The sequence below is a fragment of the Marinobacter sp. VGCF2001 genome, assembly GCF_049943275.1.
GTDB lineage: Bacteria > Pseudomonadota > Gammaproteobacteria > Pseudomonadales > Oleiphilaceae > Marinobacter.
In genome coordinates this window covers 289,412-302,560 of the sequence record NZ_JBNFVX010000001.1, presented here as the reverse complement: position 1 = coordinate 302,560, position 13,149 = coordinate 289,412, and the positions used below count along the sequence as shown (strand labels likewise).

Below are 13,149 nucleotides of genomic sequence, written 5' to 3'. Positions count from 1 at the left end.
TTAGAGCCAAACGAAAGACTGCAGCGGCTGTCTTGTATACTCAACAAGAATCAGCCTAAAGATGCCCAGGGTGTGGCAGTGCATTCTCTGTCGGAATTGCCGGATAGACCGCCAATGAGCAAGGCTGATCTCAGGGCAATGTCCGCTGCCAGCAGCACTGTGGCATCGAGTTTTTCCCGGCACACGGCGGGTACTACCGGAGAGCCAACACATATTTCTCTGTCCAGAACTGAGCTGGCGCAGATGCTTGCCGTCAGGGCGTATTGCTATAACAAGCACGGTCTGAAACTGGGTCAGAGAGAAGCGCGAGTATGGGGTAGGGCAGCCAATTCCCTAACGGCAAAGATCCGCGATTTTTTGTTGAACCGTAAGGTGTTCTACCCGGCGGAGGATGGTGCTGCAGAAACGGTTGAAAAACTGGTCAAGTGGAGCCCTGAGTATCTGTATGGATATACGTCGCTCATCCTTGAGGCCGCGCAGATTGCGCAAAAGAAGGGACTTAAGCCAAGGGGCGTAAAAGCCGTGATCTGCACGGCGGAGTCGATCCTGCCCGCGCAGAAGAAGTTTATCGCAGAGGTGTTTGGAGCTCCGGTTTTTGAGGAATATGGGTCCACCGAGTTTGATGTCATCGCCTTTGAATGCTCAAGAGGACATTTGCACTTGGTAAATCCCTGGCTTTGGGTTGAGGAAGAAGACACGGTGTTGATCACGGATGTCTCTCGCAAATCTCAAAGTGTCGTTCGTTATCAGCTGGGAGATGCAGTTAGCCTTGCCAAGGCTGATTGTAGTGAGTTGGGTTCGATGTGCTCGATCGAAGAGCTGCGTGGACGTACAGCTCAGCAGTTTGCTTATATCAATCCGAAGCAAAAATTTCACGCTGTCGTATTTGGAAGAGTCCTTGACTCTTATATGCGGAATTTCAATGATTGTTTTAGATTTACAATCAGGCAAAAGGAATATAACTCGTTTTATTTTTATCTATCTGAACAGCCATTGCTTGGAATGAGGCATTTTAGAAGCTGGATAAGTTCAGAGCTAATAACCAAACTCGAATTACAGCAAGATTTGAATATCGTCGTTTCATGCGATAATACCAAAGCTGGGCGTGAAAAATTCACCTACTTTGTACAAGAGATAAAATCTTAGATTTTTTATATTAAGATTACAATAATTTTATTCTAAGCAATAATTTATGAGTTGATACAAATAATGAAGAATATATGGATAACTTGGGAAGATCATCGGCGCTCACGAGAGTTGGCAGAGTCTTTTGATGCAGAATATATCTTTGTAAAATCTCCAAAAAACCGATTGGCAAAATATATTTATTCAACTGTTCTTACATTATATCTGATCGCTCGAAAGAGGCCTGATAATGTTTTTTGTCAGAACCCGTCGGTAATGCTTGCCTATGTTGTTGTTTTAATGAAAAAATTCTTTCGCTATAAAGCAATTGTTGATAGGCATTCAAATTTTAAGATTGATAAATTGGATGATGGAAGCCTTAAATGGAGAATTTTTCACTACTTGAGCAACTACTCGTTGTCTAATGCAGATATTACAATAGTGACAAATGACTACGCAAAAGATTATATTTCATCATTAGCGAGAAGCGTTGCCATTTTACCGGACCGAATTCCCAGGATCGAATGTAAGGCTTGCTCTGAAAAGTTTGAAGTTGATGTCGCCGAGAAAAAAAAGGTTCTTTTTGTCACTACATTTGATGATGATGAGCCAATAAATGAGATGCTAGAAGCGGCGAAAAGCTTAGATTCGGTTAGCGTTTATCTTACCGGAAACTACAAAAAAAAGTTTTCTGAATCTGAAGTAATTGAGTTCAAAAGGCATGACATAATTTTCACAGGATTTGTTCCAAATTCGGTTTATGAAACGTTGCTTTGTGAGTCGGATTTGGTGGTTGTTCTTACTGACAAAGATCTAATTTTGAATTGTGGTGCTTACGAAGCTTTATCGCTAAATAAGCCGTTAATACTAAGCAATACCAAAACCCTCAAGTCCTACTTTGGAGGTCCAGGAATAATTTATGTAAATAATTCTAGATTGGATATCTTGGGCGGTATAAACGAAGCATTGTCTTCTTTGGATGTCATGAAAAGTAATATAGTGGAGCGAAGAAAAGAGATTGATAAAGATTGGCAGTCCAAGAAAGATGATCTGATGAGTCTTATTCATCATTAGTATGGTTCTATATAAAGAATTTTTGACTATAGATAATTGTGATAAAGCTTCCGGACTAAAGCAATGAGCCTCTACTATAATTATTCAACCACGATAGGAGGATTCGAAATGGCTAGTTCGGTATCAAAACGTGTTAGTGCTCTAGTTGCTGGGCTAACTGTAATTTCTCTTGGATGCCTTGGTACTGCCGTCTACGCGGCGCCAAGTATAGGTTCAGTTGTAGCTGAGAGAGTATCAGATGACGTCTTTCGCGTCAGGGTTCAAGGGGCGGGCTTCACTGAGAAAACAGATGGCAACCCGGTTCTCTACGATCATGTTGACGTCACTTGGGAGAACGGTAAACCAAATTTTCATCAGTCCCAGTTTAAAGATGGCCAGGTGGTGCAAAGACAGGACTTAGATCCGAATACGATTTGGGCGAAGCCTTCACTTCCTAACGATGACAATACGGGGATGTTGGTAGTTAAGTCGAAAGCACACCGGACATCCAACGGCGTTGCTCATTATTTCGGTAAAGGTGGTGATAATTACCTCGGATGGCCGATGGCGAGTGGGGGAGAAACTATAAATTACAGTTCCCGCAGTATGTATGCTTCATTTTGGATAAAACTCCCGTACGACATGGCTCGTTACTATGCTATTCCGGGTTCTCGAGAGTCATACCGGTTTATAGACGGAGGTGATGGCAGTTATGGGGAGGGTATAAAGATATCAGGACTCGACGGTACAGGAAAAATCATACGCTACAAGTCCGACTTAGGTAATCAAGAATACGGCTGGCTGTTTTTTGAGCCGCCCGAAGGTGTCAGCACGCACGACATGCTAGGCCAGCAAATAGTTGGCCTGGAGTCAGGTGCATCTACCATATTCCCGTCATCGCCATCGAATAATAAGTTTGATGATTTTGGGTATATACCGCCTAGGGGCAAGTATGCAAGATTCTGGAGTGACTCAAGCGGAAAAGGGTATGGCTTCGCTTTAGGTAATATCAGCTGGGCCGGTCATGGATTGTCGTTGTGGTCTAATGAGTACGGGAGCGTCTCTGCAGAACCCGGACGATGGAATCTGGTTGAAGTTGAGATTAGCTTGGGAAATAGTGAAGGAACGATTCCTCCGCGGCTAGCGGTATACATGAACGGCCAAACTTTCGTAAGGTCTGATGATAAATGGGAGCAAGAAATTTTAAATGTCAATTTTGATGATAGTTCAGGGCTAACAATTGCTCTTTTGGGGATTAATGACTTTATGTCCGTTCCCTTTTCCGTTGAGGTTGACGATATATACTTAGATAAATCTTTGCATCGCGTAAAAATTTGTAACGTTAGTGATTACACTCTTTATCGTCAAGGCAAAGGTACTTGCGAAGTTCAAAGAACAACTCGCTGGACTGATACTGAAGTAGTTTTTGAAAAGTATCTTGGTGCTTTGGATGGTAATGACAATTATTATATTTATATTTTTGATAAACTTGGTCATTTTAATCAGAAGGGCGTATTAATTGGGGCCAAAAACGTTCCGCCTAGCCCAATTGAAAGCATTGAAATTAATTGATTAGAGTATGGTAGACGAGTGTATCCAACCCCGCGGCGCTCTAGGAAATGACGGAACTTGAGGGGCGTGGCTTCGCACGGAAACCGGTCCAAGTTCCGGTCGGCGGACTTACGCATAGATACGATCTCTTACGGGGCATCTTCCATAGCCGGGTCGCTGAGGTATTAGCACAACTGCATGCAGTGAACGCGGAGCATCGTAGGCAGCGGTTAATGGTGGGCTACCTTTTACCTCACCTGTTTCCCGGGGATCAGCTTGTCCATCCGTTCCAAAAAAAAATCTTGCAGCGGGTTTTGCGTTTCTTGGTCTGGTACTGGACTTCGGAGAAGATGGTCTGATCCATGGCGCCACTGAATTCTATGCGGTTGACAGTGGCCGTGTTATTCCTGATTTTGAGATTTATTCATAGTTTTCCTAGACTCGATTGCGTCGATAGGAAATAACGCAGGCCAAGAAACGCTTCAGAACATATATTTATCAGAAATTTATATGAATAATACTATTCAGTGGATTGTTATCAGTGACGTACCGAATTATGAAGCTCTTAGTTACTATGAAATACAGCGTTTAGTCGGCTGGAACGAGAATCCAACTTAGCTCTCTGTAGACTTTTGGGTATAGGATCGTACATTTTACCTTTATCTTTACGTATTTGATGAAAATGGTAGTCCAAGCCAGGAACGCTTTGCGTTGTGTGAAAGTTTCGATTGCCCTTCGCGACGTAATTTTATTAATTTGTAGGTAAACTGAGTTGTAATCTTCCCGCCTTTCGACGCATGTTCGTTCAGGAGAACTTGAAATGATAAATAAATTAAAGCGGGAGTTGTTTAACCTCGCTCGCGAATCAGATCTCGCCGGTTGGCTATTTCTGGTTCGTATGATCTGGAGTCGTGTTGCTAGCGTTTCGCGGGCGGGAGGTAGTTTCAGGCTTAATCAGCTTGCGGGCTCTTTAGGTTACTTTCCTGGGAACCGCCGCCATAAACGTCAGCTATCTGAAGCGCTGGATATTGCCTGCTCAGTCAATCGTTCTGTTAAGGAAGCGAAACCAGTATCGCTTAGTTACTGCGCGGTATTGAAGCCCTTTATCTCGGAGTCTGAAAAGGGCATATTGTTGGTTTCGTTCGAGAACCAGTTGGCGAAGTTGCTCGACTCCGGTCGTATTGATGACGTTCTTGCTCGCTATCATCTGGTTTTTATCCCTTCTTGGAGTGGTCTGTACTCTAAAGAATTATTCAGATTAGTCGCTGCTGCAGGCCAAGAACCTGTTTTCGTCTTGCCAGTTCATAGTCATGAGCGAGAGTTGGTTACGACGCTTGGTAGTAATTGCCACTCGCTTCCGTTTAACGCAGCCAGTTGGGTTAATTCTGATTTTTTTGAAAGGCCGGCTCAAGAAAGAGATATTGATTGCCTGATGGTTGCCAACTTCGCCAGTTTCAAAAGGCACTGGCTGTTATTCAAGGCATTAAAGGAGTTGCCCGAGGATATTCGGGTAACTTGTGTTGGCGTTCCTTTGGGTTCCCGAACAGCCGAGAGCATCCGCCAGGAGGCAGCGGAATACGGAGTATTAGGTCAGGTAACAATTGTCGAGGATCCTAGCCAGGAGGAACTGAGGCGATATTTTCGAAGGGCAAAAATGTTTTGCGCAATGTCTTACCGCGAAGGCTCGTTTATTGCTGTTGCGGAGTCTTTGATGTCTGGCACGCCTGTTCTCATGTTTCGCAAGGCACATATCGGTACAAAGAGTCTCATCAATGAAAGGACTGGTGCGCTGGTGAAGTCTGTCAGAGAGTTGCGGAAGAAAATATTGGAGTACAGGAACTTTGAAGGGCACGATCAGGTTCGTCAGATTGCTATAGAGAATATCAGTGGACAGGCTAATTCTCGTAAACTTAACAGCATGCTCCGGGACTGGTCAAACAGCAATGGCAAGGCCTGGTCGGTTGGCGTAGAACCATTCTACAGTCAGCGACTGGACTTTTATTACTTTAGTGATGAAAGCTGTGATCGTCTCGTAAACGACTATAAGTATCTGTCTGAGCTAGGTATTGGATTTCCGAGGCACTCCTGACGCCATTCAATTGGCGCACTTTGTCTATACATCGTTTGCAGAGTGGTTCAGGTTGTATCAGAATGTAACTTTGGGTCATTGATTACTCGGTATCAATTGAGCTCCTATCAGTTTGCGACCTACGAACATCAAGGTATTTTCCATGGATCAGGATTCGCTTCCCGTAGTTTCGGTTATAACTCCATCATTCAACCGAGTTGATTTGCTCCCCGCCACGTTAGATTCTGTACTTTCTCAAAGTTACCGGCAGTTTGAGTACATAGTCGTTGACGACGGGTCTACCGATGGAACTTGGGAGTGGCTCAACCGCATCGACGATCCGCGAGTGAAGGTCTTCACTCATACAAATAGGAAGAACCGCGGGCAGTCAGCGTCAATCAATCTAGGATTACGCCATGCCAGTGGGCGATATGTTGTAATCCTTGACAGCGATGACCTTCTTGCCCAAGGAGCGCTTGCAGGCCACGTTGAAGTGCTGGATAAAAACCCGTCGGTTGGTATGGTTTATGGTCAGGGGTACGCTGTTGACGAGGGGGCGGCGAGGCTCTATCAGCTTTTTCCCTCGACCCATCAGGAGGAAAGTGACCCCAATCGACTTTTACTCGATTGCTACATAGTGTCCCCCGGGCTTTGCATGTTCCGAAAAAGCGTGATTTCCAAGGTTGGACAACTAGAAGAGACCTTTAGGGCGGCTCAGGATCACGACTTTGTGCTGCGGATCGCAGAGGTATCCCAGATCGCATATTCCGGCGTTGAATGTTTTTATTACAGAAAGCACGGTGGAACGATTAGCGCAAATGGAAAGCTGACTCGCTGGCAGAATGGATTCAAAATCCTTGAGCGGGCGGCGGCTCGGTATCCATATCCACGTTCTACGCTGCGGAGGCGCCGAGCCGTATTGTATTTCCGATTAGGGCAGGTTTACTTTGAAAAACGGATGTACGTAAAGGCAATTTTCTCCTTCCTGACTTGTTCACTATTGGACCCAAGAAGAGCAATCGATGTAGGGCTAAAAGGTGCTAAGCGCCCCGAGATGAGCGTTTCGACTATTCATGAGTAGCTCTACGCCACCAACACCTATTCTATTTGTAATTGATTTTTTTCGTAATCCCCATGCTGGCACGGAAGGGCAGTTATACCAATTAATCACTGGGCTTGATAGGCGACGGTTTGAACCAACTCTTCTAGTGTTCAAGCCCTCCGAATACCTAGATTCGGCCGAGTTCCCGTGTGCGGTGAAGGTGCTTGGGCATAGTCGTTTGCTATCTATTAAAACTTGGTTAAGTTTGTGGGTGGCTGCCAAAAAATTCCGTTCGGAAGGAGGTCGGGTAGCCCATGTTTTTTTTAATGATCCATCGGTAATCTGTCCTCCGGTTTTCGGAATGCTGGGCATCCAAACCATTATCTCCCGCCGGGACATGGGTTATTGGTACACACGAAAATATCTGGCGATGTTGAATCTTAGTGGACGATTTGCTGCTTTGGCTATCACTAATAGCCAAGCGGTGAGGAAAGTTACTGTCGAACATGAGCCATTTGATCTGACAAGCACTCATGTGATTTATAACGGCTATGTATTTGAGGAGAGGCAGCCGGAGATACCTGTTGATCTAAAGGAATTGCGTCGGATGTATCCAGAAGCAGTATTTGCCGTAATCGTTGCTAACATCCGGCCTATAAAACGGTTGGAAGACGCAGTGCGAGCTTTGGGGGCGTTGCCAGGGGAAATTCCGGCTTTACATCTGGTCATTATTGGAGATGGAGATCCAAAGGCACTCAAGGCGACATCAAAAGAGCTGGGCGTTGAGGGGCGCGTTCACTTTTTGGGAGCGAGACGTGATGTAAAGGAGTGTCTTACCGGGCTTGATATAGGCTTGTTATGTTCCGATTCCGAAGGTTTTTCTAATTCATTGGTGGAGTATATGCAGGCTGGCTTAGCGGTTGTATGCAGCGCGGTGGGAGGTAACCCGGAAGCGATAACTCACGGAGAAACCGGGCTTTTGTATACGTGTGGTAATTTGGATGAATTGGCTTTTTGCCTTGAAAAACTGGTAACGGATGGTGAGCTCCGTGAACGTTTAGGGAAAAATGCGAAATCTACCGCAAGACAACGCTTCAGTATGGAAACGATGGTTCAGCAGCATCAGGAACTTTATGACTCCCTGCTGAACAAGGAGTAATGCAGTATGGGCTTGTTCTCCAAAACCATTCGCACGCTGGGACCTTGGGGTGGTTATCAATTAGCCAGGCAGATCTGCCGGACGCAGCCACGCATTTTAATGTATCACCGGTTCTCCAATCCGCCAGTTAAAGATTGGGCAAGCCCAAAGTACTTTGAGCAGCAGGTTCGACACATCAAGGAGAACTATAACTCCTTTTCCTTGGTGGGCTTGATGCAGTACAAACGTGAGCATGGGCACATGCCACGTCACGCCGTTGTCATCACTGTTGATGACGGATATCGCGATTTCTATCATTATGCGTACCCAATCCTCAGAAAATATCAGGTTCCCGCTACACTGTTTGTTACCACCGGCTTTATAGACCGTAGACTTTGGCTCTGGCCAGACAAGATTACTTGGCTCTTGAGCCAGGTCGATCGTATTCCGGAAGCAATAAAGATTGGCTCTTTTCGGAGTGGAGCTGGAGAAGTTAATTTCGAAACTCGTCCGTTATACTGGAAACAATGGATCCATCACGCACTGTCCTTACCTGACGTTGAAAAGCATTTTTTTATTGACCAGCTTGCTTCTGGGCTAGGAAAAACTTTCCCTGATTCCATTCCCCCTGAATTCGAACCAGTGAACTGGCTTGAGCTTTCAGAAATGCAGGATAATGGCATTGAGATTGGCGGACACACTGTTACTCATCCGTCGCTTGGGCGAGTAACCAAATCTCAGGCGAGAGAGGAAATATTTGGTTGCCGAGACGCCTTGAATGCTAGACTGGGAGGTCGATGTCGAACGTTTTGCTATCCAAATGGGCAGCCCTCCGATTTCCGGGATTTTTTGCCTGGCCTTGTCCAAGAAGCAGGGTTTCTTGGTGCTGTAACTGCCTTTCCGGATGCATTCGGAACCCGTGAGCCTATGCTCATGCGACGCCATGTTAGTGGTGATGACATGTTTCAGTTTTTCAAGTCTGTTTCTGGCGTCGAGTTAATAGGGTTGAGGCTTCGGAAAGAAGTTCGTATGGGGTTGAGTGGTGCGGTGTCTGGTTATGCCGGGTAAGGTGGTAACTACACCGCAGCAGGCAAAAGTATCTGATCAGGTGGTCAGCTCCTTTACGTTTGTCTTTTTTCTATATTTTACTTTGGATTTTTTCCTTCGCTTTTCAGTTCGGATACCAGGCTATTCAAGTCTCCGCCCTACATTGGTGGCTGTGGTTGTTCTGGCGCTATCTCTATTCTTACAGCGTGAAAAACTGGTTGAGAAGTTTCAGCATCCTATTTTCAAGCCTATATTTGTCTTGCTTGCCTACATAGTGATAAGCCTGCCTCTTGTGGAGTGGCCAGGTAGCGTTATCCGGAATAACTTGGATCCTTTTGTTAAAGCTATTGTCTTTTTATTTTTTACTGCGCTGATTGTAGATACTCGGAAAAGGCTGGTCTGGTTTATTGTTATATTCGTTTTTTGTCAGGTAGTTCGGGTACTTGAGCCGCTATATTTGAATTTGACCCAGGGATACTGGGGTAGCTCAACCTATTTAAGTACCAACGAGTTTGCTAACCGACTTGCCGGCGCTCCGACTGATGTGATCAATCCTAACGAGCTCGGGTTTGTGATCGTTACGGTAATTCCGTTTTTACACTATCTCCTATGGACCGGAAGGTGGAGGCTTAAAGTTTTTTACCTGATTTTGATGCCGTTATTGTTATATGCCCTGATTTTGACTATGTCGCGTGGTGCGTTTCTTGCTTTGATGGTCGTCAGCTTTTTTATTTTCAAGGAATCACGACACAAGACTGCTCTTGTTGGAGTGGCCGTAATGGCGATTGTGACAGCGTTTTCCGTAATGACGCCCGTCCAGAAGGAACGCTATCTTTCGATTATTGACCGTGATGTTGAAGGCGGCGCATCCGCCGAAGGTCGTATTCAAGGGATGATCCAGGAGTTCCGGCTTGGGCTGAGTCGGCCTGTTGTGGGGCATGGACTTGGCACAACGGGTGAGGCGAAAGCACATAAACTGGGTCGACGCCAGGCAAGTCACAATCTATATGCTGAGCTGTTAATTGAGATCGGGTTTATCGGGTTTGCAATATTCATGGTCTTTTTATTTCGTGCCTTCAGGCAGCTGAAATGTCTTCAAATAGAGTTTGGCCGAACCGCTAGGACAAAAGTTTCCTTCTATGAAAACCTTAATAAAGTACTTATCTGTTTGTTTTGGATGTACGCAGTCTACAGCATTAACTATTGGGGTTTGTCTCAGTACTACTGGTACTTGTTCGGCGGTCTGACTATCGCATTGGGCCGTTTAGCGATGTTACAAAAGTCGATCCCTATGAGAGAGGCTGGTGCCATTGAAGAAATCAGTGAAAATGGGCGTTTCACTCTAGCAGAAAAACTTCGTAATGGTCGGCACTATTTCAGCTGATGTGATGCTAGATTATGAAAGACTTCATGAAATTACGGACTATTACAGTGTGAACGTACCACACCAGCACTGAATTTTGTTTTATAAAAGGATTTATTGATGAGAGTTTTAGTTTTTGCCAGGCATCCGAGCGGTGGAATTAGGACGTATTTTTCTTACGTATATGGCGATAAATCTCTGCGAGATAACAGCTTTAACCTAGTAACACCTGAGTCCGAGGCGCTTCGAACACTTGTAGGGCCATTAGCTAATGTTAAAGTATCTGCTCAGCCTTCAGATAACCTGGTTATGTTATTCCTCGCGCTCTTGAAACAGGTAGTAAAGGTCAGGCCGGCAATAGTCCACTCCCACGGGTTTACAGCGGGACTGATTGCGGCTTTGCCGCTTCGTATACTCCGTATACCTCATGTCATAACGACTCACGATGTATTTATGCCGGGACAGTTCCAAGGTCTGGTGGGAAAGTTGAAGAAACGGATAATGGCTAGCCTGTTCTCCTTAGCAGATGTCATAAATCCGGTGGGTGAGGACGCGGCTTTGAATTTTATAGATACCTTTCCCATTTTGGGTTCCCGCGGACGCGTGAAGGAGATTCGGAATGGAATTAAAGCTGAGGCTTTTATAGGGAATAGTGTCAGGAATCTCCGCAACGAGGCCGGTATTCCTCCCGATGCTCTTGTTATCGGTTTTTTTGGGCGGTTCATGGCTCAAAAGGGGTTTGGCCTATTGGTCAATGCTGTCGAGAGTTTGAATCGCGAGGGTATTGGAAAGCCAGTTCACGTATGCTGTTTTGGTTGGGGTGGTTTTATTAGAGAGGAGCAGGCCGACATTCGGTCCCGGGATTTGGAGCCATTCTTCCATTTCTTCCCAGCGACAGATTTGATGTCGGAGGCCATACGAGGTGTAGATGTTGTTGTGATGCCGTCAAAATGGGAGGCGTGCCCGCTTTTACCGATGGAAGTGATGGTATCTGGTCGACCATTCATTGCATCCAACTGTATCGGAATGAAGGAAGTGGTCGCCGATTCTCCTGCACTCGTATTCGAGGTCGGATCACTGGACGGACTTCTTGATAAGATCCGCTTATTTGTAGCGGATCAGAACTTCTTTCAGCTTGAGTCGGATAGATTCAGACAAGAAGCCGCTTCGAGATTTGATGTCAGCCAAACCGCAGGTGAATTGGCGCACCTTTATAAAGGGGTTTTGATGAAGCCGGAGTCCGATAGGTGATTCGGACTTTATTGGTCAATACCGGCTCAAATATCTTGGTGATGATCGTTAAATTGGTCATTACTTTCATTATGACCCCAATATTTGTCCATAATCTGGGCGAATACGATTACGGCCTTTGGGAAATGATCGGAGCGGTTATCGGCTACATGGGTATACTTGATCTTGGCCTTCGCCCCGCTATCAGCCGTTATGCCGCCAAGCATCTGGCAGAGAGAAATGAAACCGCGCTTCAGGCTGTATACATGTCGGCGCTTGTCTTCATGGCCTTGGTTGGTTTGCTACTGTTTTTGTTCTTTTTCTCCTGGGGATATTGGTTCGGGGGGGCGTTGGCGCCCGAGGGTGCGCCTCATCAAAAGTACCAGTTATTTTTGATAATTATTGGCGCTTATCTATTGATTGCCTTCCCCGGATATGTGGCAGAAAGTTACCTTGAGGGTTTTCAGAAGTACTACCTGAAAAACAACATTACTATCGTGAATTCCGTAATCGGAGGTGTTTTGTTGTATACCCTGATTACACCGGAAAATGGGTTGGTGCTTCTCGCGGGTATTAATGCGATCGGTCTTACTGTGAAGTATCTGCTGTTTATGTGGATTCTTTCGCGCCCAGCCTACGGTGCCATTCGCGCCCAGTGGAAGACGTTTTCTTGGACGAGGCTGAAGGAGCTTATCGTCTTCGGCTTTAAGTCGTTTGTTCAGGGTATAGCAACACGTGTTGAGAATGCGACAGACGTTCTGGTCATCGGCTTAATTCTGGGGCCGGCAGCTGTGCCATTCTACAGCATACCCGCAAACCTGACGCAGCATATACGAGGTTTGGGATGGACGTTAACCCATGCCTTTATGCCTTTGTTTAGTGGCCTCAGTGCTAAGGATGAGTATGAGACAATTCGGCAAGTTTTTCTTATTTCATCCCGTTACGTCGTCTGTGTGCTTTTTGCTATGGGGACCGGCGCTTTACTACTTGGCGCGCCATTTATTTCAGTTTGGCTAGGCCCCGAGTTTGGTGAAAAAGCTAAGTGGCTCATCTTGTTTCTGGTCTTTTTTACGATATTGCCGTTCATAAATCCTTTTGCCAGCCGTTACCTCACGGCTATTAATAAGCATGGAATTTTTGCTCGCCTTACGCCATTGGCAGCATTGCTTAATATCGGGCTAAGCCTTGTGCTGGTCCATCCATTTGGACTTGAGGGAGTTGCCTTTGCCTCCGTCGTCCCGGGGCTGATTTTTGTGCCGCTGTATCTTCGGTACACCTGTCGGCACCTGGATTTGCCGGTTAGGCAATATCTCCGGGCGTCTGTGCTGCCGGCGTTTGTACCGGCCGGTTTGATGGCTTTGATTATCCTGGGACTTGGCGAATATCTGGTGTACGACTCGTATGGTCATATTTTGCTAGGCGCTATATTGGGAAGTGTGGGTTGGTTAGCGGCCTTCTGGTTGCTGGTGTTGAATCGGGAAGAGCGAGACTACGTGGGCGCTCGATTGACTCGCATTGCAGGAAGGAACTAA

10 protein-coding genes are annotated in these 13,149 nt (G+C 45.9%); all 10 read left to right on the top strand.

Annotated elements, in window-relative coordinates; genetic code table 11:
- Positions 1-114 precede the first annotated feature (114 nt).
- The 10 genes from ACP2AU_RS01345 to ACP2AU_RS01300 all read left to right on the top strand — a co-directional run bounded on the left by ACP2AU_RS01345 (position 115) and on the right by ACP2AU_RS01300 (position 13,149).
- Entirely contained in the window at positions 115-1,146 is a 1,032-nt protein-coding gene (locus ACP2AU_RS01345; RefSeq protein ID WP_426373972.1) for a CoF synthetase, read from the top strand.
- A 63-nt stretch (positions 1,147-1,209) separates the two neighbouring features.
- Positions 1,210-2,199: a hypothetical protein gene (locus ACP2AU_RS01340; RefSeq protein ID WP_426373971.1), complete on the top strand. Its 990-nt coding sequence runs from the start codon at positions 1,210-1,212 to the stop codon at positions 2,197-2,199.
- A gap of 108 nt (positions 2,200-2,307) precedes the next feature.
- Positions 2,308-3,750: a hypothetical protein gene (locus ACP2AU_RS01335; RefSeq protein ID WP_426373970.1), complete on the top strand. Its 1,443-nt coding sequence runs from the start codon at positions 2,308-2,310 to the stop codon at positions 3,748-3,750.
- Positions 3,751-4,549: 799 nt separating this feature from the next.
- On the top strand, positions 4,550-5,818 hold the full coding sequence (locus tag ACP2AU_RS01330; RefSeq protein ID WP_426373968.1) for a glycosyltransferase: 1,269 nt from the start codon (positions 4,550-4,552) through the stop codon (positions 5,816-5,818).
- Positions 5,819-5,960: 142 nt separating this feature from the next.
- Positions 5,961-6,878, top strand: coding sequence for a glycosyltransferase (locus ACP2AU_RS01325; RefSeq protein WP_426373967.1), 918 nt, complete (start codon positions 5,961-5,963; stop codon positions 6,876-6,878).
- Complete coding sequence (locus ACP2AU_RS01320; RefSeq protein ID WP_426373966.1) at positions 6,871-7,998, top strand: glycosyltransferase; 1,128 nt, start codon at positions 6,871-6,873, stop codon at positions 7,996-7,998. Before ACP2AU_RS01325 ends, ACP2AU_RS01320 begins: the two co-directional genes overlap by 8 nt.
- 6 nt (positions 7,999-8,004) lie before the next feature.
- Entirely contained in the window at positions 8,005-9,045 is a 1,041-nt protein-coding gene (locus ACP2AU_RS01315; protein WP_426373965.1) for a polysaccharide deacetylase family protein, read from the top strand.
- Complete coding sequence (locus ACP2AU_RS01310; RefSeq protein ID WP_426373964.1) at positions 9,035-10,408, top strand: O-antigen ligase family protein; 1,374 nt, start codon at positions 9,035-9,037, stop codon at positions 10,406-10,408. The genes ACP2AU_RS01315 and ACP2AU_RS01310 overlap by 11 nt, the downstream gene beginning before the upstream one ends.
- Before the next feature lie 99 nt (positions 10,409-10,507).
- A complete protein-coding gene (locus tag ACP2AU_RS01305; protein WP_426373963.1) occupies positions 10,508-11,638 on the top strand; it encodes a glycosyltransferase family 4 protein in 1,131 nt (376 codons plus the stop codon).
- A complete protein-coding gene (locus ACP2AU_RS01300; RefSeq protein WP_426373962.1) occupies positions 11,635-13,149 on the top strand; it encodes an oligosaccharide flippase family protein in 1,515 nt (504 codons plus the stop codon). The genes ACP2AU_RS01305 and ACP2AU_RS01300 overlap by 4 nt, the downstream gene beginning before the upstream one ends.